The organism is Sphingobacterium sp. UDSM-2020, from assembly GCF_016132525.1.
Classification (GTDB): Bacteria; Bacteroidota; Bacteroidia; order Sphingobacteriales; family Sphingobacteriaceae; genus Sphingobacterium; species Sphingobacterium anhuiense.
In genome coordinates this window covers 3,121,211-3,144,914 of sequence record NZ_CP066166.1, presented here as the reverse complement: position 1 = coordinate 3,144,914, position 23,704 = coordinate 3,121,211, and the positions used below count along the sequence as shown (strand labels likewise).

Here is a 23,704-nt window from a genome sequence, read left to right as displayed (position 1 = left end):
GGAAAGACCAAAGGGAGAGCTGTCTTTGTGCCTTAAAGACTTTTCTTATCAGATCATAATAAAACCCAAATTTCGATCCGCATCTTAATGAGAGTTTCTTTCAATTAAACAGAGCGAGCAATAAACTTTCTTTTATTGCTCGCTGACAACCTTAATTAGAAAGATTGATCACATCTGCTATTTATACTTTACTTTACAATCACGCCGATTTCATTTATTTTCATTCCACTTTGATCGGCACCAATTACCGCGAGGGATTCCAATTTAATAAAGCGAGCCTGCTTTTTACTTGGGAACATCACCTGCTGTTTTACCGGATTATTATTGATATTTCCAAATACTTTATCTGTCAGGATACGATCCCAATCTTTTCCGTTCCTACTAACGTAAAAATTGTATTTTGTAACAGTTCCGCCCGTATTACCATTGTTAGCAGGTGTATAAGTAAATCCTGCGATTTCCATTTCCTTACCCATATCAATTGCGATTTCATAAATACCCGTAGATCCAGCAGGATTAGCTTCCCAACTAGTCCTACCGTTACCATCAAAGGCCCTGTTTATCTGCGATTCTTTTTTAGATTCACTTGCATGCAAGACTTTCCAATCGGCTGTCGAAAGATCAAAATCTGCGATCACCACATCGCTAAAATCTTTTCCGTTATTAATAAAAGCCTTTGCCTTTACAGTTCCTCCTTTTGTCAGCTCAAAGGGTTGATTATAACGCATACTTTTCATATTGGGTTCACTACCGTCTAGTGTATAAGTAACAATCGGATCCGGACTATTCGTCTTAATAGATACTATTCCTTCCTTGGTTCCATTGATAACAGGTACATCAAGCATTTCTGGAGCTAAATAAACCTGAATTTCAGAAAGAACTGGCGCGGCATTAGCCTCCAGTGTAATCCGGAGTTTATTCGTCGCTATTGTCGGAAAAGCAAGGATTCTTTTATACCCTATTGTGCTTTGCTTAACCAGTGCTAAATATTTCTGACCATTCCAATAGGCTACTTCAAAGGATCTTACCCGCTGTCCAAGCGGAATATACTCCTGTAGAAGTAAACGATTTAACTTTGTTTTTGTTCCCAAATCAAGTGTCAAAACTGCTTTTTTAGCGTTGCCTTCAGCTCCCCAATAAGTATCATAATTTCCATCTGTGAGTTGAGGTGCGCGAGTCGTATTGATCAATACAGTTTTCTCTTTAGCTAAATTTGTCTTAAAAGTAGCATCCACAACAGCTCTAAGCTCCATTAAGCGTGTCGAATCTGTCGGATGAATCTTTCCAGTACGGCTAACAGGAACATTGAGTAGCAAATTAGCATTACGTCCCACTGAAGTATAATAAATACCCAGCAATTGGCTCAAGGTCTTGACTTTATTATCTGTATCCGGGCTGTAAAACCATCCAGGTCTAATGGAGACATCCACCTCACCAGGTATCCAATATTTACCGTTTTCATCACCAGAATTTAAGATCGCTTGTTTTGGTGCATCCTTTCCCATTCCAAAACCATCCGTATTGAGCGTGCTCCAGTTGGTTTCTCCAGCAAAGCCAGACTCATTGCCGATCCAGCGAGCTCCTGGCCCAATGTCGCTAAATATAACCGCATGAGGCTGATGCTTATACACCACACTACGAAACAATGGCCAATCGTAAACTTGCTTTTTACCGTTTGGTCCCTCTCCATTTGCACCATCAAACCACATCTCATAGATATCACCATAATTGGTCAACACCTCTTCCAGCGTTTTGGCAAAGATATCGTTGTATTCAGGAGTTCCATATGAAGGATGATTTTGATCCCAAGGAGACAGATATACCCCAAACTTCAATCCGTATTCTTTACAAGCTTCAGAGAGATCTTTTAATACATCACCCTTGCCACCTTTCCATGGACTTTCACGTACCGTATGCGTACTGTATTTACTTGGCCATAAACAAAAACCATCGTGATGCTTAGCGGTTATAATAATAGCTTTCATACCTGCATCTTTAGCTGTTTTAGCCCATTGACGCGCATCGAGATCAGTTGGATTAAAAACCATAGGGCTTTCCTTGCCATCACCCCATTCCTTATCTGTAAAAGTATTCGGTCCGAAATGGATAAACATATAGTATCCTAATTTCTGCCATGAAACCTGGTCAGCACTTGGCAGTGCCCCATAGGGCGCTGGAGCGGCCTGCTGCGCATTGACATGCCATGTCGTAATAAGGGTTATTACTCCTAGCGCTAGACTTTTTTTGATATAATTCATTCCTTATTAATCTATCAGTTTATCCAATTATTCCCATCCCGGATTCTGCACATAAGCACCTGGCTTGCCTGCAGTAAGGCTTATTTGATTCAATGGTATTGGATTAAAATAGTATTTATCGTTCCATTTGCGACCATTACTGTAGTTCGTATTTACAATGATCAAAGCATTATTATCAGTCGCAATCTTACTCACATCATAACTATACTTTTTCCTCAAATCAGCATCCAGCTTCATTCCCCTCACCGTTTTTATACCTTCGATAAGTTTTCCGGCTTTCCATCTTTTGATATCATTCAATCGAAATCCCTCTCCCATGAGTTCGATACGGCGCTCTCGACGTATTTCGTACAGTAAAGGCGTCACCACATATCCATAATCAACCGCACGTGGGTCTGCTGAAACCATTGCTGTTAAATGTGGCATACCTACACGGTCACGAAGTAAATTAATACTTTTATCCAGATCAGTTTGACTTAGCGTTTTATTAATTTCATACTTTGCCTCTGCATAATTCAGCAATACCTCTGCATATCTAAAAATAAAAGCATCAATATCCGATTGATTCGCGATCTCTTGAACAGGATCACTTGACCGCCCTTTGATTAACCAATATCCACTAGAAGTCTGAGACGTTCCGATCAAAGGAAGCCCATAAGCAAGTGGTGCAACCGTACTTGTACCTATCCGATAGATAAAACCCGGGCTGGCAACCGTTTGCTTATATCGAGGATCTCTATTTTCCGCCTCTTTAGCAGGTTCGCTATCATCCGTTGGAAAAGAAGTCAAACCGCTAGGTTTTCCATCTTTGTACAAGTAAGCCTCCATCAGATCCTTACTGACACCTGTATTATTCTCATTTGCAGTACGCGTATAACCTTGCGTCAAGGTTCCAATAATATAAGCCCAATGCATAATCGACTCAGGGTTTGATTTCAGATCAGTCTGCGTAAATAAATCTTGATAATCTTTATCCACATTTCCTGTAGTATACAAACGGTACTTTCCACCATTTATCAAAGCCTCAGAAGCCGTTAAAGATGCCTGCAGTACAGGCAGGGGGTCGCCCAAGCCGTGATACTTACGAAAAGTTCCTTCCCATAAAGCGATTCGTGACAACAAAGCATTTGCAATATCCTTATTTAGACGCCCCGTTTCTTCAGAACCTTTTTCAGGTAGATTACTCGCGGCATATGTTAAATCCAACAAAACCTGATCCATCACTTCATTACGCTTGACACGAGGTCCATACAATTCTGGAGAGGTCTCATCCAGATCCGATAGTACCAATGGAACATCACCAAAAGCCGTTACTTTTTGCCAATAGAAGAGTGCCCGAAAAAAACGCACTTCGGCAGCATAACGCTCCTTATTGGTCGATTGTACTTGTTCATAACGCTTAAGGAAGTAATTACATCTACGAATCGGAAGCCAGTCATCAGTAGCCCAACCTCCGCCAGCAGAAGGGACTGAAACTGTACCGCCCAACAAAGCATCGGAAGTCGCTGGAAGCATATTATCCGAATTATTATCAGCCGAATAATTGTTCACAAATGGTAAATTATTATAAAATAGATTGGCAAACAATTTTAAATCGTTTTCACTTTTAAAATAAGTCACCTCACTAAATTCATTTTTAGGATAACGATCTAAAAATCCATCATCCTTACAGCTATTCAGACTAAAGAAAAGACCTGAAGCGAGCAATATATTCAAATATTTATGGTTGTATTTCATGGCTAGAATGTGATTTGAGCTCCAAAGGAGATATTTTTACTTAATGGATACGCAGTTCTGTCTAATTGCTCTGGATCAAAATTGTCAAACATCTTGGTAAAGGTGAACAAGTTTTCTCCAGAGAAGAATAAGCGGATCTTTTCAATTTTCGCTCGTTTCAAAATCAAACTTGGCACAGAATAACCGATCGTGATATTTTTGATGCGCATATAAGAAGCATCCTGCAGATAACGGGTCGAAGTCACCGTATTACCATTCCCTCCAAAACGGAGACGTGGAAAATACGCATCTTGATTTTTTGGCGTCCAGTAGTCCATTTGATTTTTAGTTGGCACATCCCATTCACCACCACCAAATGCATAAAAATAAGTACCACCTACTACCGCATCACGACGTCCTACACCTTGCAAGAATACCGATAAATCAAAGTTTTTATAATCAGCACCGAAACGCATACCATAAGAGTATCGAGCAGTTTGATTACCGATAATACGCATATCACCCGAATTACTCAACGTATTGCTACCGTTATCAATTTTTTTATCCCCATTCAAATCTTCAAAACGAACGTCACCACCAAGCCACGTTCCCGAAAAAAGTCGTTCTTTATTCAAGCCATCATTCGCTTCGGCATCACTCTGATATAATCCATTGGAAGTATAGCCCCATATTTCATCGATTTGCTTACCGACATAATGTGATGTTAACTCACCCGTTGGGTTAAGGTCATATTTGGTGATCTTAGCCTTATTATCACTCATATTAAAGCTGACAAAATAGTTGAAGTCATCGATCTTATTGTTGTATTTAACTTCAAACTCCCAGCCTGTTGTTTTCAGATCCGCCGCATTTCTATTAGGAGCACCAACACCCAGAATCGCTGGCAATGGCTGTCCACCCACCAACATATCACGGGTATCTCTGCGGTATAAATCAAATGAACCACTCAATTTATTGTCCAACAGGGCAAAATCTAAACCAATATTCTTAGATGTCACTTTTTCCCAGGTAAACAACGTACTTACAAGTCCAGGAGCTGTAATATAGGATTGATTAGCATTTCCAAAGATATAATTGGTCGTACCATAAGGCATCGTCGCAATGTATGGGTATAGTGAACCATTAGTCGGATTACTATTCAAATCAATGCTTTGATTAGGTAGTGTACCATAAGAAGCTCTGATTTTTAAATCGTTAAAAGTTGGTTTTAAGAAACTTAAATATTCTTCATTCGAAAGGCGCCATGCAACACTTGCCGAAGGGCTAAAGACATAGCGTTTATCTGCAGCAAAACGTGAAGAACCATCATGTCTACCGTTGATTTCTATTAGATAACGATTATCATATATATAATTAACGCGAAAAAACTGTCCCAAAAGCGCCCAATCCAACGGTAGAGAGCCTACGATAGGCTTATCGTCATTATTTAAATTGAGATATGGAAAATCTTGATTCAACAGGTTTTTAGCACGTGCACTAAAATTACTATAAATCTTCTCTTCCCTATTATATCCTGCCATAGCTTTTAGATAATGCTTTTCAGCGAAGGTATTTTCATACTCCGCATAAATATTGATCGCTGTATAACGATCCTTTGAGTTACTCTCCGAAACCCAAGGCACACGGTTATGTGGGTAAGGTCCTACCAGATAAGCATTGGCCGGATTTGTAGGATCTTGACCAGCAGGAACCGCTCCATATTCATCATATGATTTTGTGTTGATCTTATTGTTATAATTATAGCTATTCCAGGTCAAATCTCCTACCACTTTAAAGTTTTTAAGCGGATGAATATTGAATCCCCCCGTCAACCAGATATCATCGGACTGGTAAGTATCACGTCCATTATACTCGTTCATAGCAAATGGATTGGTCGTACTACCCTGGCCCGAGTAATGACCATCTGGATGTCTAATCGGAATATTAGGTCTTAGATCTGTAGCAATACGATCTCCAAAAATACCCTCAATAGCGGCAGATCGCGCGGGCTTGTCATCCTCCTTACGATTTAAACGAACCTTAGCATTCAGATCCAACCAAGAGGTTACTTTTGTCTCCAATCCCATATTGACATTATAACGCTTGTATTTTTGGTTCGCCGATTTAAACAAACCACCTTGATTTAAGTAACCCAGTGAAGTGTGGTATTTTATTTTCTCACTACCTCCAGTCAGACCCAAATTGTGTTCGCTCATAGGCGCCCATCCCGGAAACATTTCTTCCCACCAATCGGTATTGCCAACATAACGGTAGCGTGTAGGATTACTTGGATCAATATAGACCGCATTTTCAGGAATTGGATTGGCCATGTATTCCTTCATTTTTTCAATATCAGTATCTGTCCAAACTTCCGATCCACGACCACCACCAGAAAGGTTACCCGTCAGGTCCGCATATTTATACATATCGACATATTCTAAAGAATTGACCGTCTTTGGAATAGTGGTCGGTCTGGAAAAACCTTGATTGAAAGAATAATTGACACGTGTCCCCGCATTATAGTTTCCATTTTTGGTCGTGATCAAAACAACTCCATATGCTGCACGTGCTCCATAAATAGCAGATGCTGCTGCATCTTTTAGAACCGTTACGTTCTGCACATCTTGCGGATTGAGCTGATTGGGATCCATCTGAACACCATCAACAAGAATAAGCGGTCCGCCACCATTCAACGAAGTATAGCCTCTTATATTAAAACTAGCACCAGAACCTGGGCGACCATTGGAAATTCCGATATTAAGGTTAGGAACAGCACCTTGTAAACCAGCACCTAGGCTCGTAATCATACGATTTTCAAGTACTTCAGAACCAACAGAACTGACAGCTCCAGTTAGGTTAATTTTTTTCTGCGTACCGTAACCAACCACAACCACCTCATCTAAACCACTCATAGTTTGGGTCATTGTAATGGTTAAATTTGCAGCTGTTGCACGAACTTCCTGAGTTTCATACCCCACAAATGAAACAATAAGTGTCGCACTCTTATCAGCAGTACGTAGTTGAAACCGACCGCCCTCACCACTCACCGCCGTTTGCGTACCACCCTTAATTTTAATCGTAGCACCCGTAATCGGCATTCCTTTGCTATCCACAACTTTACCCGATAGGTTATCCTGCACCGGTTTCTCAATTTCTTCAACTTCTAAGGTTACCGACTTACTACTAACAATGATCGAACTATTTTTAATTTTAAAATTTAAATTCTGATGCTCAAAGATCTTAGTCAAAACTGTTGATACCTTTTCATTTTTAGCATTAATGGTAACCGGTTTAGCATTAATCAACATACTCTCAGTCACCAGAAAATCATAACCCGTCTGTTTTCTAACCTTTTCCAAGATATTTGCCAGCGGAGCATTTCGCTCCGACAATGTTACATTTTGAGCAAATGAGCTTCCATTCACCCTGAGTACCATGGCAATCATTAATACAACAATCAGTTTCATAACCAATAGGATTTTAGCTACGCCCATAGTAGAAGGCCGTAGATTTGGTCTTAAATTTTCATACATTTGTTAAGTTTGGTTATACGAATATCAATACATTGTCCAGATGGCTGATATTCGTGGTTTATAATACATTAGCAATAAATTAAATCGTCCAAACAAGACCAGGATTTTGATTAGCGTCAATCCTGGTTTTCTTTGATTACTATAGTGGTATAGCTATTCCATCACAATAACCCTCCTTCCCTTGATCTTGAAATGCACCGCATTCGTCAATTCCAATATTTCCAATACCTGATCTATATCCTTATTTCGAGATACCGTACCATTAAATTTTTCTTTAGATATCACTCCTTGAAATGAAACATCGATATTGTACCATCGTGCAACTTTTCTCATGACACTTTCAATACTTTCATTATTGAATCTAAAATATCCCTCTTTCCAAGCCACTGCTTCCTCCAGATCAACTTCCAAGACATCAATTCCATCTTTCTCTTTGTTAACGCGAGACTGCTGCCCTACATTTAAAATTGAAACTACATCGTCATTTTTAACCTTTACACGTCCTTCCAGTAAAGTTGTTTTTATATACTTTTCATTATCGTAAGCATTGATATTAAAATGAGTTCCCAATACTTCAACAGTCTGTTTTCCGCTGACAACGTTAAAAGGGACTTTTTTATTCGATGCTACTTCAAAATAAGCTTCACCAGTCAAAGTTACCTTTCGCTCCTTTTTATCAAAAACAACAGGATATTGTAAGGATGATCCAGCATTTAACCATACCAGCGTACCATCAGGAAGGTTGATGGTATAAGTTTCTCCGTTCATAGTTGCAACGGTATTTAATTTCATTCTTCCAGTAAATGTATGATCAACCTCGTAAATCAAACTGCCATCTGCGGCTTTAATAATCAGAGCACCATCTGCCTTTACCGTTTGACCAGTCTTGATATCGGATAATTTTATTTTCTTGCCGTCTGATAATGTAAGCGTTGCAGATTGCTTACCTGGTAATATGACAGTATCTACAGCCGCTTGTTTAGGATCCCTTCCATTTACATATCCATTGTTTTGGAAATAAAAAAACAACCCCATAATAAGGAGAGCTGCGGCCGCAATACTCCACCATTTCTTTGGATTGTTTTTATTCTTTGGAAATTGTTCTGCAGTTATTCTATGCATAATATTTTCATGCATACGATCGCGGATCATTTCCACATGCGGTACATACCCCTCAGGTAGTTCTAAGATATCATCCTTATGTTCACGATACCACCGGTCAAAATAATCCTGTTCCTCAGGGCTAGCTTGACCTAGTTTTAGCTTATAGGCTATCTTCAACAAAAGTTCTTTGTCGTATTCTTGCATCATAATTTGGGGTAATTTGAAGATATAGTACTGAAAAATCAGACCGACCCTTAGTCAAGATGAAAAAAAAATTATTTTTCGAATAAATAGAATAACAAAAGCGGAGAAATCGTGACCAGATCAGTACGCAAATCTTTTAAAGCTTTGGAGATATGTGCTTCAACTGTTTTTTCTGCAATACCTAATTCAGCGGCGATCTGCTTATTAGGCATTCCTTCTTCACGGCTCAATTTGAAAACAATGCGACATTTATCTGGCAATCTATTGATAGCAGCAGAAATACGTTCAATCATTTCTTTTTCTAAAATGGATTCATCTGCCGATGCTAGATGAATCGATGAGGCATAATCGGAAATATACTTTTCTTTTCGTTCAGCCTTACGGTATTGGAGATCCAGCTGTTTAATTACCTGATATTTTATCGATACAGAAAGATATGTCGCCAATGAAAATCGAAGAATCAATGTATGCCTACGGCTCCATAAACTACAGAATAGATCTTGTACACATTCCTCTGCTATCGTAATATCATCAAGCCGATGAGCCGCAACAACAAGCAATTTGTTCCAATAGCGGTGATAAAGCGCAGAAAGTGCCTGCTCATGATCTTTTTTCATAAGATCAAGCAGTTCAATATCTGAATATTCATCATAACGCTTCATAAGTCGATACAGATTCAATTCTTTGAAATTTGAATCAGAATTGGTTTGAATGATTTGATAAACTTACGAATATCACCGTAGATATAAAAACAATTCTGAAAGTTTACATCAGTACAAAAAATTCATTTAAAAGATAGTTTAAAATCGAAACAGGTCAACCTTCAATAAATAATTGCAAAATAAAGCTCAATCAACGAACTTTCCGCTATCAGTATGTGAGAGAACGGAGAAACAAAATCCAATCATATCACGTAGAGATTTTATTACCTTAAATATAAAAGATCGCAGGTATGACCAATACAATAAATAATAGCAATATAAATCCAATATTTTTATCTAAATATTCGCCATTGCAACCTTATGACGAATAAACTTTAGCAGAACACATTTGAAAATAAGACGAAATCAGTGTCTCAATATTTCTACTGCTTTATCCAACACTTCATCTTTCCCACTCTTCACGCCACTTATTGTTGGATTGACTATAATATCTGGAACAATACCTACTCTTTGAGTCTCTCTACCATCAGGATAATATATGCCTAATCCGGATATTGTAGTTGATATGCCTCCTGGTAAGTTTATATACGAAACATCGCCGTCAGCTCCAGCAGTGGTATTTCCAACGATTAAAGAGTTTGGGAGAGCACGCAATGCCATTGCAGTGTATTCGGATTGGCTCTGAGATATTTCATTGACCAATACCAGTTCTTAGATACCGATTTAAATTTACTTCTTTTGCTAAGCTTGTTTTAATTTCTAAACATTCAAATTTCCATGTCTTGGTATCATCTATTGCCGAAATCACGAACCCTGGTAAACCTGAAAATTTATATGGACCATCATTAATAGGGATTTCATTTGTGAACCAGACCTCCCAATTCCTACCAGCATATTTACCCTCTACCTTTTGGCACTGCATACCCCCAATAATTTTTGTAGAATCGATTAACCTCCATTCAATACTATTTGATGGCTCCATATAACAAAATACATTAATTCCGTTTCCTGCATTTAAATTCTGGAATGTAAACATTGAATTATGCTGTTTCAAAATTTGAAATGGAAGTACAGTTAGGGTCTCTCCAAAAAATGACATGAGATATCCTTCAAAATCTCCGTTTTTTTCTAAAGAATAGAGCGCAGAATCTCTCCTTCCAAAATTTACAGAACGAAATAATGATGTACTATCATTAAATAATAATTCGGTTACTTCATTATAATTTTTAGCCGAGGTACTATCAAGTTTAAAAGATATATTGTACAATACTCTTCCGCTAAAAGAATGATCTAATTTTTGAGAATAAAGCGAAAAAGGTAAAAAAAACAAAATGATTATTATATATCTTAACATAATGAATAATTTATAGCCACTTAAATCGATATGTAGCATCTATAAATATTGACTTTTTTGTGCCTTGACATTATTGCCATACAAAGAATTGGACAACGTGTTCAAATGTCGATCATGGGGAGCAAATACAAGGTTGAAAAAATGATTGTTATACAATAACGTCATACTCGCCCACTGACAATCCAATCGACTCTGTATATATTGAAATAATAGGCCAAAGACTATAGTCAGATAATCTTATCATCTCTTTTTTTATTGCCTTTATGATAGAGTAAGGGTTACACGCAGATATTATTCCAGCAATTCAATCCAATTATTATCGGCTTTCAATTTTTCATTATAAACTTTCTCGATATTCTCATCCACCTTATAACCTGCGCTTTTGAGGTGCATTAAAAAGTTTCCCTGATATCTCTTTCTTGCTTTATACATTTCTTCTTTTGAACTTTTTGCTACTTGATACCTTGCTTGAAAATTGATCGTAATCGGTTTTTCAAGCAATAAATTTTTAATTTCTATAAGTTCAAATGACCAAAAATTATGTTCGTCATGCACTTTCAAAATGAGACCTGGTAATCCACTAAATTTATAAGGGCCATCACTTAACGCAATTTCAGGAGTAAAATAAGCAACCCAATTTCGACCGCCAAAATTAATGGTTGCTTTTTGGCATAAATAAGGACCAATACGTAAGGTATCAGCTGTTAATACCCAATTTGAAAAAGCTGATTTACTTTCTCTATATTGATATAATAATATACTACCATCTACATTTCTTCCTATTGGTTCGTCATAGACAATAATATCGTCTTCAAATTTTACAATTTTAAAATTAAACTTAAAAACAGTATTGACCGCAAGACCCGATTCTGAAAATGTCTTGGAGGTTTCTGCTCTATTCACATAATCAATTGAGTCCGAACGAAGCGCTTTAATGGATTGAAATAACGATTCTTTCTCATTTGTAAATAAGTTAAAAAAGATTTCCTTTTTACCTAATGAATTGGTGCTATCTTCTTGACAAACTAATTTGTATGTAAACGATCTTGTGAAAGCAAATTCGGTAGTCTGTGCATAGGCTCCAAAAGAACAAATAAAGGAATACAATAAAAGGCAATACTTCATATGAATCATTAAGTTAAGGTGGTAATTAATCATTTTAAGCCCCTTAAAAAAGGGTATATAAAGGAAACACAGATAAAGTGCTGGTCGTATATCATAAATTCTATATTTTAAATCTCATTGCTATCAAAAACTGTCTTGGCCTGAGTTCGAAATAACTTTGTATAAGCTCATAATCTGAAGAGAACTGTTGCAAATAATTCCTATTATTCAAAATATTGGATGCCGTCAACTCTAAATCTGTACGCCATCTTGTTAGCCGGAACCGATAAGTTGCATCCATAAAATATTGGCTCTTTTGTGCCTTTACATTATTTCCATACAAAGAATTGGACAACGTGATCAAATGTCGTTCATGGGGAACTAATACCAGGTTAAAAAAATGATTGTTGTACAACAGTTCATTGCTCAGCCCATCGGCCAATCTATTATGCGTGCGCCCCATGGAAACTCGATAATCTCCAGAAATCATGGATGAGGACGAATTGATCAACTCAAAAGTTAACGATTGGCTATTTACATGTTGTTTGACCAAAGTCTCATTGAGCAGATAATCTGAAGTACTCCAACTTAGGTTTCCGCTCATTTTAGCAACAGTTTTGATGCTTATAAATAATTTGGAAAGCCCTCCTCTTATTCCTTGAGATAGACTCTGTGCATCACGGTTATTAATACTAGTGGTGCTGCGTCCCAAACTGTCCAATACCGTGTTAAACATGTAGTCGCGCCAGCTCATGCTGACATTATAACCCAGATTGGCAAAGTGTGCCTTCAAGGTGTTTTTATACTCATAATTTATTCCAGTACTGAGATTTTCATCTTTAAGTAACCGTGCATCATACTTTTGGATACTCCGATACTGACTAATGATGTAACCATTATAGAAGTTGCCAAGCCCACCAAAGTTTCGCCCTCCGCTCAGGTTTGCACCGAGACTGTTCTTACTGTTAAGCAGATAGGTCATCGAAGCAGATGGATTCCAACTGCTCCGGAATTCATTTTTCAAGCGCTGTATCCCCTGCTGTTTGACATTATAGTAATATTGACTGAATGGCAGATTGAAACTGTATCTAAACTTACGCACTTCTTTTCCAATTTGGAGCGCCATACGCAACTGCATCTGCGCGCTATTCATATCATTGAAATAACCGGTGTCCAATTTTCGAACGTCTTCCTGATCTTTGATCTCGATATGACTGTTCAACTTACTGCTATTATAGTTCAGATGAATACTGGGCGAGAATGTCCATCTTTTAATCTTTCGGGATAGACTCAAGCCGTTTTCAAAATTAAAGCTCTTAAAACGGACGATCTGCCCCATCCGATCATATGGCTTCCCTTCATTGATCAACGATTCAAATTGACCTGGATTGACTGAAAGACGTTGGGGTGTACTGTGCCACTCTATCGTAGAGGTGATATTAACCAACTGTTTACCTATAAAACGGCCAAGTGAAAAAGAATTAAGAAAGGCTTCGTCTAAAAATTTTTTGTCCTGATGTATAGGGGTGTCTTCATTAAAAAGGATATTTCCGACACTGTTGTTCCATTGCTTACGATAATTGGTACTGTTGCGGAGATAAATGTTGGATTCATTTTTCTCGACCAATACCCCAATATTTAACTCATCAACACCATAACTATTGTCCACGACTTCTTGATTTTGAATTACTTCCTTATTTGTAAAATACTGTGTCGTGGTTGTTCCTTGACGCTTTCGATTATCATGGAAGTAAGAAAAATTGCCTTTGACTTCGAGACCACTCTTCAACTTTTGAATCATATTGCTACTCACTAGAAAAATTTGATTGTCCAACCATTTTTTCTGATCGAAACCCGGAGTGGCCACATCTCGAATAGAAAGATAGGTCGGACCATCGGAAAAGCTAGACCGGGATGAAAAATACCCGGTACCTGAATAGAATGGTTTTAACTGCTGTGACACATCGTCGCCAATATTGTTTGTCTGAAATGAATTGAGTATTTGAAAGGTCTTGGCAAATGTCATCGGTGTTATATTGCCATCCCAAAGCGCTGGGGTGGCACCCAAACCAATTTTACCTGTACCTGTAGTGGTAAATTTCTTAAGCTGCAGATTAAGTGTGGCGCGATTGGAAAAAACCAACTTATCCAACATTTTAATCGGTTGATGATTTTCAAGAATCTGTACTTTCAAAACCGCATCTGCAGGAAGGTTTTGATTGATAATTCCATAGCGTCCGCCCATCATATCCAAACCATTGACGCGATACTGCTGAATCGGTTCACCTTGATAAAAAATCTGACCTCCACGCATCTCTACTCCTGGAAGCTTCTTGATAATATCACCTATTACCCGATCTTGTTTTCCCGTAAAAGAGGCTACATTATAATTGATAGTATCTTTTCGATTGTAAACGGGTACATCAGATACCTTTACTTCTTGTATCTTCCTCACCTCGCTTTTTAAAATATAAGCATAGTTAGCGCTAGCATTGACAATATGTACGCTACGTTTGGCATAGCTGAGATGATTAAAATCCATCTGTATTGAATCTGCATCGGTGCCTTTGATCGTCAATTTGAAGGCTCCGCCTGCATCGCTTTTTGAAAACCCCAACAACGCTGCAGAATTGATCTTTTTATAGGATACCGAAACATTAGCGATCGGTTTTTGATTTTCGTCGAGTAATTTCCCCGTAATAACAGTTTGGGCAAATGAATGGACACTAACCAATATAAAAATGACTGTAAAAAACAGCTTATCTCTCATATGGATCTTTTTTTTTATCAAATTAATGCCGCTCGATGTGGTTATTATCTGTCTTTGTATCTAGTGTGACTCTTCGTTTAGCTTCTTCATCCAACCTTGTTCCAGTTGCTAAAGCATATGCGGTCATATTGTTTCTTAAATCTTTTCGGTCTTTATAAAAAGATTCTTTTGTTGTCTTTTGAAGATCAAGATCTGGACGTAGCTGATCTAAAGTGAATGAGATGCTATTTACTTTACCTATGGAAGCGATATCGAATGTAAAATACTTATCCTGATCTGATATCGATAACACTAAACCCGGAAGTCCAGAAAACTTGTACGGTCCATCTGAAATCGGGATATCCATGGTGAACCACGCTGTCCATTTTCTCCCACCCCAATCTGTAGTCGCCTTTTGACAAACAAAACCATGAATATGAGCAGTGTCCGGATGCATTTCCCATTGCATCACCTCCTTCTTTTCCTCGTAGTAGGACAGCTCATTATTTCCACTAAATCCCATCCCGTTTAAAGGCTCATAGGTGGAAATAACATCTCCTCTTTTCACAATCAAAAAGTTATTGGGCTCTATACGACCATAACTGTAGACAAACATGTTACTACCCTGTGTCAGCGCCAATGCTGAATCAGCTCTAAATTTTGATAGGGTCTGAAAATGACTTTCTTGCTCACCGATCGTCAGTTGTGTAAAAACACTTTTTCGGGAGGTAATGGAAGTACTATCGCTCTGATAGGTAAACTTATAAAGGATCTTCGTATCAAATTTCACAGGTTTGACCTGAGCTTTAACAGTGAATTGAAACAATAAAAAAAATAGTGGGAAAAATATTATTTTCATAACGCATGATATTACAGAATGATCAAACCAATTTCTTGACTATTCTTATTTGATTCAGAAAGATCCACTGGTGGTTATTAAAATTTAAGTTTATACTTAAAGATAAATAAACAGTCTCAAATATTAAACTAATAAATTGAATCAATCGATTGCGTAATTTTCAGCGCAAATAAATAAGGTTCAGTGATATTACAGAGAAGGAATTGCTTTTAGCCTAAATAAAGCTAAAACTATTATGATAATGGCGAACTGATTAAGAAAGTGGATTTTCTATCTTTGGGAATTCCCTAATTCAGGATAAAAAAAGATGGTTTTTGATTATTCGAAAAGTGTAAAAGAGATGGATAATCCTGTCTGACTATCCATCTCTTTTACACTTTACAAAAAGAACATATGGCGATGAAAAAGTAAACCACTGATTTAATTCTCCATAGAATTACCTAAATAAAACCAACTTGCTTCCTGAACGTGCTTTACTTTGGTCAATTCAAAAATCAGTTCTTCAATCTTATCGTCACTTTTACCAACTGTGGAAAGTTTTACATTTAATATGACTGTGTTTGCATTCTCGACAGATACATTGCGTAGGACAGATCGTAGCAAATATGTATGTCTATTCTCAATCTGACCAACAATATGACTCCGGATATCCGTCTCATCTTCAACTTTACAGGTTACTTTGATTAAATAAAAGGCTTCCTGTACTTTTCTGCTTTTATACGATTTTAATGCTCCTAACCAATCACTAAACGGTCCCATCGCAATATGAGTAAACAGGATCGCACCGGTCACAATAGTGGCTTCGATATATAAAGCCATACCACATAACGTGCCGACCGCGGCCGAACACCAGATCGTTGCAGCCGTATTAAGGCCACGTATCGTCAAGCCATCTTTCATAATGACACCTGCACCAAGAAATCCGATACCGGTCACAATCTGTGCTGCAATACGTCCTGGATCGCCACCATCGGCACCATATAGGTATACTGATAACAGCATGTATGCAGCAGCACCAATGGAGACCAGCGCATTTGTACGTAATCCTGCGCTCTTGTCCCGCCACTGACGTTCTGCTCCTATTGAAAGACCTAAGGCAAATGCGATGGCAATTCGTGTAATAAAATCGACCGAATCTAAATAACCAGTTTGTATGAGTAAAAATTGAATGTTCATGCTTATAAAATATCTTTTTAAAGTTAGTCTTTACTTCTTTAAATAGATATGAAATCTTAATTTAAAAGAGCTGAATCCAATTATTATGCTACTACCCTCTATTTTTATTATACTAGATCATAGCATTGCTGGAGTAAACCCTATAATTCAACGTCTTTAAATTTTTCTGGAAAGACTCTTCTCAATTCATAATCTAGATTGTGTGAAGCGAAGTTATCATCTCTAATCTTGCCTGATTCATCAACAAGTATATAGCGCGGTATACCGTTAAATTTGAATAACTCTCGCAATGCAAGGTATTCATCGGCAGTAACACGATAGGAATTTTTAAGGAAATTTGTCTGATTATAATCCTCAAAAAATTTGGTATCTGGAGTGCCTCTTTCGTCTGTAATGAAAAGGAAGTCGAGATCAGGGTTGTCCGCTAATTTTTTTCTTTTGTCTACACTACTTTCGATTCCTGCCCGACATGGACCACACCACTGCGCCCAAAAATCTATGACCAATACCTTCCCTTGATGCTTCTCAATCAATTTTTTGAATATTTTAGCGCCAAAAGTATCCGGAAGTTCATAACCTGTTTTTTTTAATTCTTTTAATTTCAGTAATCGTGTAACTTCATTTTGAAACAAAGGTGCCTCTACACTTGATAAAAAGCTTTGGACATATTTGTCAAGTACGCTATTTATTGAGATGTCATCGATATAACTTTTGACTTCCCTAAGTTGAGCAATCTGATAAATAAAGGGTGTATGCTGGGTATGGTATATTTTTTTAAAATTTTCTAATAGCAACTCTTCCCGATTTTCATCACTTTGGTACTTAAACCTGTCAAATAGCGGTGAAAATTCAAATCGATTAATAAATGTAGAAAACTCTTGCGAAGTGAATAGGATGTAGTCATCCAAGTCTAATCGATTTATAAAACTATAATAAGATGGTTCTATTTCAATTTTTAAAATCTGATTGTTCGTATCTTGTTTACTGTAATAATCTCGACCTATTGTATAATCAAAAATATAGTTTGCATATAGGAGATTGGCATTGTTTCGAATTAGCTGACTTGCAAGTGGCAACCTAGGGTTATTCTTTAATATTTCATCAATTCGCTTTATTTCTATATCCCAGGCTTGGAGCTGATTTTGAAGAAAAATAGTTGGAGTTTGATTTTTTTGAACCTCTCTGAGTATACTGTAATTGGGTTCGTTGATTTTAAAATTCCAGATTTGTTCATTTATTTGTTTAGACGGACCTAAATAAGTTGTATACTTCATGGTATAACTACGATCGCGATAGCGGTCCATCTGAAGAAAATCTTTCCAGTCCAAGACCATTCCCAAGGTTTGTCCAGGTTCGATATAGAATGGAAACGGCTGGTCCTTTATGTAAAGATGATTCATCATGGGGTGAAATAGTTCCATTTTAACCTCGAATCGGCCATCGGGATAAATCTGTATGGTAGTGGGGTAGTCTTCTCTTGTTAAAGAATTTTGATGATATATAATTCCGCTAGTGAATGCTGAACGAATGTCATATCCTTTGATATATCCCACAATGCTAGCGCTATCTTTTTGAAAAAATGTAGCATTCTTTAGTTCGCTAGTTTGCTGATTTTTTGACTTTGAAATTTGGCTATCCATCCATTTTTGTACTGACTCTGGGATAGTGGTATTTTTCTCTTGATCATTGCTTTTAGAAAGAGAAACACCATATAACAATGCTGATTTGGCCTCACCATAATTGATTTTATTAACAGTTTTTGGTAAGGGCGGAAAAAACAACTGAATTAAGGTATCTCCTGATGCGGGAGTAAAGAGTTCTTTACCTAAAACTGCCCCACGTAATGAGTCTACAAAGTACTTCTTATTGGTATCGCAATCTTCTAAGTAGGTATCTTTATCAAATTTGGTCCACCAATTTGGTAAGAAAGTAATTCTTAAATCAACCACAGTAGCTCTGGGAAGCATTTGTATCTTTTCAATCTTGTATAACCCGGTATTCGTAAATTCTATTTCGGGATTGCTTACCGTCTGTGCATAGGACATGGATTGGCATAGGATGGCGATTCCTAAGGTTATAATTGATTTCAACATACAATATGGTTTATAATTTACTTAAAGATAATTAATTTCTACTTGTTATTCCTTGTTTTTCTGAATCTAAAAGTTTCGTTTTAAATTCATTATCCATATTTCTTGATATACGTTGATTTGGAGTTAATAAGAAATGTAAGATTCACTATCTATATAATATTAGTTGACTCGACAAGCTCCTGCCTCTTCCAATTTTTAAATTATATAATATGATAAGAGAAATATATGCTAAGGAAAAAATGATATCGCATTAGCACGCTTTTTCAGATTAAACGAAAAATCACCAGAGGTGGTAATGACATTTTTTTTTACAAAAAAATCACTGACATTCAATACATTAATCAACACAATGTAAAATCCTAAATAATAATTCTAAAATTAAAGATAATACCATTGAGTAAATATTAATCCAATTCATTATCTTGCAGCGATATTTACTTACCTAATCTATGATATTAACCTATTGCCAAATATTAGATTAAGATTTGTAACTGTACCATATATTTAACTGATCTAAAAAAATGAAAATGTTTTTCAAATTAGCAGCTGTTGTAACAGTTTTTGCTATGCTAACTTCTTGTTATTCTTACACGAGTGTGGTAGGAAATGGGGCTCAAGGAAATCAATCAACCACAAAATGGAATCACTATGTGATAGCTGGTTTAGCACCTGTAGGAGTATCGGATTCTAAAGAAATGGCTGGAGGTGCCGAAAATTACACGGTTCATACGAGACAATCTTTTGTTAATGGCCTTTTATCGGCAATTACTTTTGGTATCTATACACCAACCGTTACAACTGTTACTAAATAGTAATTTCTGAAATTTACTAAAAGACTACTTCTTAAAGAGTAGTCTTTTAACAATTGGTCCAAATAATAGATATGAAAAAAGTATATTATTACTTAACGATCGCATTCTGCATTTGCATAATATTCAATATATTGACAGCAATATTTTCGTACCAAAAACCGTTAGATGCTTATAACTATGGATATTTAGTAGGTAAATTCCTTTTGCTGATTATTCTGATTTATACCGCTATAAGAATACGCTCCAAAATAACCTCTTCGCATTAATATACTCTTTTCTGATACATCAATAAAAAACGCTTACAGTGTCTTGAAACCTTTGCATCAACTATTTATTGTAAATGATAGCTTGTAAACTGTATTCGCTCCAATCGTTATCTGATTTCTTTAAACTTGGAATCACCTTAGGCTCAACTGAATATATTTATTATGAAAATGACTATTCTCATCTTCCAGACTTATTATAAATTCTTTATCTCAAAGAGATGATCTAAAAAAGGATGGTATTCTAATTGGTGATTTTTTTCTAATAGGCAGCAAAATCTAATTGATAATATTTCACTAGTTGCTAAATAGCACATGTATGAAAGCAACGATCAAATCTTACATACACAAAATTGTTTTTAGATCATTTTTATTAGATTTAACCCATGAAGCTTATAATATTTGATTTAGACGGAACATTATTAGATACACTACAAGATTTGGGTGATAGTTGCAATATGATCCTGGAGCGATATGGTTATCCAACTCATCCTCTTGAATCTTACAAGAAATTTGTAGGGAATGGTGTCCGAATGCTTATCGAAAGAGCATTGCCTCAAGATGCGAGGACTGACGATACTATAGCCCACCTACTTTCAGCATTTAAGAAATATTACGAAGAAAAAGCCGAGAGCCATACTAAACCATATGCTGGTATTATTCAATTATTACAAGATCTGAAGTCGTCAGGTTATTTAATTTCGATTGCATCGAATAAATATCATGAGGCTGTCCTGCCATTGGTGGCAAAATATTTTTCGGAGTTTTCATTTGATCTGATATTGGGTCATCGAAATGGACACCCGGCTAAACCGGATCCTGATATTGTATTCGATACGCTCAATATACTGAACGTAAAACCTGATGATTGTTGTTATGTCGGTGATTCGTCGGTCGATATGGATACTGCCAACAATGCTGGTGTGCAAGCAATAGGAGTCTCATGGGGTTTTCGGGAAGTCGATGAATTGAGGCGACATGGAGCAACATTTATTATTGATGAACCGAAGCAACTGCTGGATATTTTGACATCATCGTCAATATCGCTACAATAATTAAAAACATAAAAGCCACATCGCAACGTTGTATCACCGAGAGTTAGACTCTTTCTATTCACAGTCCAACGCGATGTGGCTTTTCATAAGTGTATAAAAAATTAGTAATTTCACACTATAACTATTCATGCACTATTATTCGATTTTTTCAATATTTCTATAAGAGGCATCTCATTAAAAGATGATATCTTTTCTTCTACTTTCGGGCATCACTTTCAAGAATTCCATTTTCCCATTTTTATAAGTACCTTCAATAACCGTGTTTTTAAAAGCATGTACTTTAAAATTCACATCCCAGTCTTTTGGCCAAGCCGGCAACATATAAATCTTATCTCCGTCACATTGAACCAACATTTCCTGTAAGGTATTCATCATATTGCCAACACCGTCATAGTCTGGCTTCCAATCGTGCGGGCTATCCATGTATCCTTTAAATCGAAAACCTTTTAGATATGCACCGCTACGGGCTTTAATATCTTTGGCAGCTTCTGCGGCAAGACCCAAACGAGCAGCAAAAATTCCTGTTTGATACCAGCATACCCGACCTGGATTGGGCATATTGAAATAGGCTCGCTCAACTTCTTTAATATTGGGTTTATGGATCCCATAAATCCGAAATGGAAATAAACAATATAAATCCGGTGCTTCATAATTTGTTCTTTGAGGACTATAAAAAGCAGCATTGTCCACCACAACGTTCCCAAGACTATCCTTTTTCTTAGGCAGATCGGGAATAGTGGACAGCATATTAGTCCAATTCTGTTTATCTTCAGGAGTTAATATACTTTGAGGTAGTTTTAACAGCTCTTCTAGTACATAATGAAGTCCTGCAACAGAAGGCATATCATTGATAACATCAGTCCAATATGTTTCTAATCCGTGGCTTGGAAAGATCCATAACTTACCCTGCTCATCTTTCTTAAAACGTGTACTGTAAAACTGAAGTGCTTTTCGTGCCCAAGGCAACGCTTTTGTTTTTAAAAACGCTTCGTCACCGGTATAATGATAGTAATCAAGCATCATCACTGACATCTCTAAACATTGTTGCCATATGTCTTTTGTATATTCTTCAGAATATGTGTCGGATCCTAATCCAAAATCGCCCATTCCCGGTAAGCCGAATGTACTGATACATTCCTGCATATAGATTCCTGATGCACCATAATATTTGTTTGATCTGGCTTCAAAAGTCTTCGCTTGCTTGATATAAAAATCAAAAAACGGTTTCATCATGTCAAAATTACCCTGTGCAAACTGTGGAAGATATAAGAAGCGCACATTCTGCCACCAGTAATTCACGCCATAAAATCGATAATCTGCTGAATAATTCTTTTGACGTACATCAGGTCCATAATAGGCATACTTTGGATCTACATTAAAAATTCCTCCTTGGAATCGAGCAGGAAATTCATTCCGCATCTGACAGGCCATTTGATATTTAGAGAGTATATAAGTCTGGGTGTAAGTTGATAAGCTATCGTATCCATTATTAATATCAATCCATCCTCTATTCCAAAAATCTGTCCACCACTTAGCGGTTTGTTGATAGGCTTTTTTAGGACTAGGAGACTGAGCAATCCATCGAGCAATTTCCTTTTCCCAAGTCGCCGGATCAGGCGTTTGCCGGGTATAACCGGCGATCCGAATATCAATGTTTTTTAATGGTCTCTTGGTGTGTAAAACGCTATCAGAAAGACTTACTAAACCTGAAGCTTTGATATAACCTCCAAAAGTATTATCCTTTAAGGGATCAATAATCTGATTCGCAAAGTCTTCCATTCCTTGTTTCTTAATGTGCACAGGCACACTGCTATAGGCATTTCGATGATACCAAGCAATAACATCCGTTTTTTTAAGAAAAACATCTGCAGATTCCCAGGCTTCTGCCCCGTCCGGAACTCCGGTTCTATAGAGCCAGGTAGAAGCAAGTTCTTCCGTATTGAGTTCATGTTTATTTTTTCTCCAGTTTTCCAAAGTCACCTTTACCTGAACTGGTTTTTCACTATATCCAGAAATATACATCACAGGAGAGTTTGCATCAATAAAGATCTTTAAATTTAACTCCTCTCCTTTTTTCCCCGCTAAAATTTTTAATGTTCCTTCTTTCAGATTCAATTCCTGACGGAAGGGCTTCCCTTTAAAAAAAGGACTCTCTGAAAAGGAAATTCTAACCCTTCCTAACTTTAACAGCCGTTGTAATTCAGAATGTGAATCATTACGCGAGAGATATAATAATAGATCGCCATTTTCTTCTACCCAGACGTTACTGCCTAGACTTCCATTACCAATTGGAACATTACCTGTTTCGTTAATAGATGGCGTATTAAAAACGATTTTATAGTTATTGTTCTCTTCCTGCGGAAATGCTTCGAATATCAGCAATTGCACTATAAACAAGATGGTTAGTCGGAGTTTACTCATTTTTTAAAAATATTTTGGATACAAACTGCAGATAGCACAACTTTCATAAATTATAGGAGATCGATCAAATCAATGTGTCAATACGAATTGATAAATTAATAGCTTGCCTAATCAACTTTTAAAATAAATAGATGCTAATAGCTGCAATTGGTTATTATTAAATTGTTTTTCTTCCTATAAAGCTATAGAGTAAAGTCATAAAGTATGCATTCAATATTAACATGAAATGCATGCATTATTAACTTCTTTAGAAAAGGGCTAAATAACTTAGTAAATGATGTTTAATAATTTATCAAAGAGCCACTTAGGATTACTTTTATAATTTAAACTATCTTTGTAAC

The 23,704-nt window shown here is 36.8% G+C and carries 15 protein-coding genes; 2 read left to right on the top strand and 13 right to left on the bottom strand.

Features of this window, described 5'->3' with window-relative positions; all coding sequences use genetic code 11:
• Positions 1 to 188 precede the first annotated feature (188 nt).
• The 12 genes from JAZ75_RS13275 to JAZ75_RS13220 all read right to left on the bottom strand — a co-directional run bounded on the left by JAZ75_RS13275 (position 189) and on the right by JAZ75_RS13220 (position 18,812).
• The gene (locus JAZ75_RS13275) at positions 189 to 2,258 is read right to left on the bottom strand and encodes an alpha-L-fucosidase (RefSeq protein WP_208695944.1); all 2,070 of its coding nucleotides are present in this window, start codon (positions 2,256 to 2,258) and stop codon (positions 189 to 191) included.
• A 27-nt stretch (positions 2,259 to 2,285) separates the two neighbouring features.
• Positions 2,286 to 3,995: a RagB/SusD family nutrient uptake outer membrane protein gene (locus JAZ75_RS13270; RefSeq protein WP_208695942.1), complete on the bottom strand. Its 1,710-nt coding sequence runs from the start codon at positions 3,993 to 3,995 to the stop codon at positions 2,286 to 2,288.
• Between the two features lie 2 nt (positions 3,996 to 3,997).
• Entirely contained in the window at positions 3,998 to 7,507 is a 3,510-nt protein-coding gene (locus tag JAZ75_RS13265; RefSeq protein WP_208695940.1) for a SusC/RagA family TonB-linked outer membrane protein, read from the bottom strand.
• 153 nt (positions 7,508 to 7,660) lie between these two features.
• Complete coding sequence (locus JAZ75_RS13260; RefSeq protein WP_208695938.1) at positions 7,661 to 8,818, bottom strand: FecR family protein; 1,158 nt, start codon at positions 8,816 to 8,818, stop codon at positions 7,661 to 7,663.
• A 68-nt stretch (positions 8,819 to 8,886) separates the two neighbouring features.
• The gene (locus JAZ75_RS13255; RefSeq protein WP_208695936.1) at positions 8,887 to 9,432 is read right to left on the bottom strand and encodes an RNA polymerase sigma-70 factor; all 546 of its coding nucleotides are present in this window, start codon (positions 9,430 to 9,432) and stop codon (positions 8,887 to 8,889) included.
• A gap of 450 nt (positions 9,433 to 9,882) precedes the next feature.
• Positions 9,883 to 10,137, bottom strand: a complete 255-nt coding sequence (locus JAZ75_RS13250) for a S41 family peptidase (protein ID WP_232789191.1) — start codon at positions 10,135 to 10,137, stop codon at positions 9,883 to 9,885.
• Positions 10,138 to 10,168: 31 nt separating this feature from the next.
• Complete coding sequence (locus JAZ75_RS13245) at positions 10,169 to 10,831, bottom strand: GLPGLI family protein (RefSeq protein WP_208695932.1); 663 nt, start codon at positions 10,829 to 10,831, stop codon at positions 10,169 to 10,171.
• 291 nt (positions 10,832 to 11,122) lie between these two features.
• Complete coding sequence (locus JAZ75_RS13240; RefSeq protein ID WP_208695930.1) at positions 11,123 to 11,956, bottom strand: GLPGLI family protein; 834 nt, start codon at positions 11,954 to 11,956, stop codon at positions 11,123 to 11,125.
• Between the two features lie 100 nt (positions 11,957 to 12,056).
• Positions 12,057 to 14,705 (bottom strand): hypothetical protein, encoded by a 2,649-nt coding sequence (locus tag JAZ75_RS13235; RefSeq protein ID WP_208695928.1) that lies wholly within the window; start codon positions 14,703 to 14,705, stop codon positions 12,057 to 12,059.
• A 22-nt stretch (positions 14,706 to 14,727) separates the two neighbouring features.
• Positions 14,728 to 15,543, bottom strand: coding sequence for a GLPGLI family protein (locus tag JAZ75_RS13230; protein WP_208695926.1), 816 nt, complete (start codon positions 15,541 to 15,543; stop codon positions 14,728 to 14,730).
• 420 nt (positions 15,544 to 15,963) lie between these two features.
• Entirely contained in the window at positions 15,964 to 16,719 is a 756-nt protein-coding gene (locus JAZ75_RS13225) for an MgtC/SapB family protein (protein WP_021189984.1), read from the bottom strand.
• A 140-nt stretch (positions 16,720 to 16,859) separates the two neighbouring features.
• On the bottom strand, positions 16,860 to 18,812 hold the full coding sequence (locus tag JAZ75_RS13220; RefSeq protein WP_208695924.1) for a TlpA family protein disulfide reductase: 1,953 nt from the start codon (positions 18,810 to 18,812) through the stop codon (positions 16,860 to 16,862).
• 527 nt (positions 18,813 to 19,339) lie between these two features.
• Between JAZ75_RS13220 and JAZ75_RS13215 the strand changes: the two genes are divergently transcribed.
• Positions 19,340 to 19,624, top strand: a complete 285-nt coding sequence (locus tag JAZ75_RS13215; RefSeq protein ID WP_232789190.1) for a Bor family protein — start codon at positions 19,340 to 19,342, stop codon at positions 19,622 to 19,624.
• 649 nt (positions 19,625 to 20,273) lie between these two features.
• Positions 20,274 to 20,942, top strand: coding sequence for an HAD family hydrolase (locus JAZ75_RS13210; RefSeq protein ID WP_208695922.1), 669 nt, complete (start codon positions 20,274 to 20,276; stop codon positions 20,940 to 20,942).
• Positions 20,943 to 21,116: 174 nt separating this feature from the next.
• Here JAZ75_RS13210 and JAZ75_RS13205 read toward each other — a convergent pair whose 3' ends face one another.
• The gene (locus JAZ75_RS13205; protein ID WP_208695920.1) at positions 21,117 to 23,363 is read right to left on the bottom strand and encodes a DUF5703 domain-containing protein; all 2,247 of its coding nucleotides are present in this window, start codon (positions 23,361 to 23,363) and stop codon (positions 21,117 to 21,119) included.
• Positions 23,364 to 23,704: the final 341 nt, after the last annotated feature.

Bases quoted from the DNA above. Each gene is read 5' to 3' on its own strand.
- JAZ75_RS13245 (WP_208695932.1), bottom strand. From the start codon at position 10,831: ATGTTAAGATATATAATAATCATTTTGTTTTTTTTACCTTTTTCGCTT.
- JAZ75_RS13275 (WP_208695944.1), bottom strand. From the start codon at position 2,258: ATGAATTATATCAAAAAAAGTCTAGCGCTAGGAGTAATAACCCTTATT.
- JAZ75_RS13265 (WP_208695940.1), bottom strand. From the start codon at position 7,507: ATGTATGAAAATTTAAGACCAAATCTACGGCCTTCTACTATGGGCGTA.
- JAZ75_RS13205 (WP_208695920.1), bottom strand. From the start codon at position 23,363: ATGAGTAAACTCCGACTAACCATCTTGTTTATAGTGCAATTGCTGATA.
- JAZ75_RS13225 (WP_021189984.1), bottom strand. From the start codon at position 16,719: ATGAACATTCAATTTTTACTCATACAAACTGGTTATTTAGATTCGGTC.
- JAZ75_RS13250 (WP_232789191.1), bottom strand. From the start codon at position 10,137: ATGGCATTGCGTGCTCTCCCAAACTCTTTAATCGTTGGAAATACCACT.
- JAZ75_RS13255 (WP_208695936.1), bottom strand. From the start codon at position 9,432: ATGAAAAAAGATCATGAGCAGGCACTTTCTGCGCTTTATCACCGCTAT.
- JAZ75_RS13220 (WP_208695924.1), bottom strand. From the start codon at position 18,812: ATGTTGAAATCAATTATAACCTTAGGAATCGCCATCCTATGCCAATCC.
- JAZ75_RS13260 (WP_208695938.1), bottom strand. From the start codon at position 8,818: ATGATGCAAGAATACGACAAAGAACTTTTGTTGAAGATAGCCTATAAG.
- JAZ75_RS13240 (WP_208695930.1), bottom strand. From the start codon at position 11,956: ATGAAGTATTGCCTTTTATTGTATTCCTTTATTTGTTCTTTTGGAGCC.
- JAZ75_RS13270 (WP_208695942.1), bottom strand. From the start codon at position 3,995: ATGAAATACAACCATAAATATTTGAATATATTGCTCGCTTCAGGTCTT.
- JAZ75_RS13210 (WP_208695922.1), top strand. From the start codon at position 20,274: ATGAAGCTTATAATATTTGATTTAGACGGAACATTATTAGATACACTA.
- JAZ75_RS13230 (WP_208695926.1), bottom strand. From the start codon at position 15,543: ATGAAAATAATATTTTTCCCACTATTTTTTTTATTGTTTCAATTCACT.
- JAZ75_RS13235 (WP_208695928.1), bottom strand. From the start codon at position 14,705: ATGAGAGATAAGCTGTTTTTTACAGTCATTTTTATATTGGTTAGTGTC.
- JAZ75_RS13215 (WP_232789190.1), top strand. From the start codon at position 19,340: ATGTTTTTCAAATTAGCAGCTGTTGTAACAGTTTTTGCTATGCTAACT.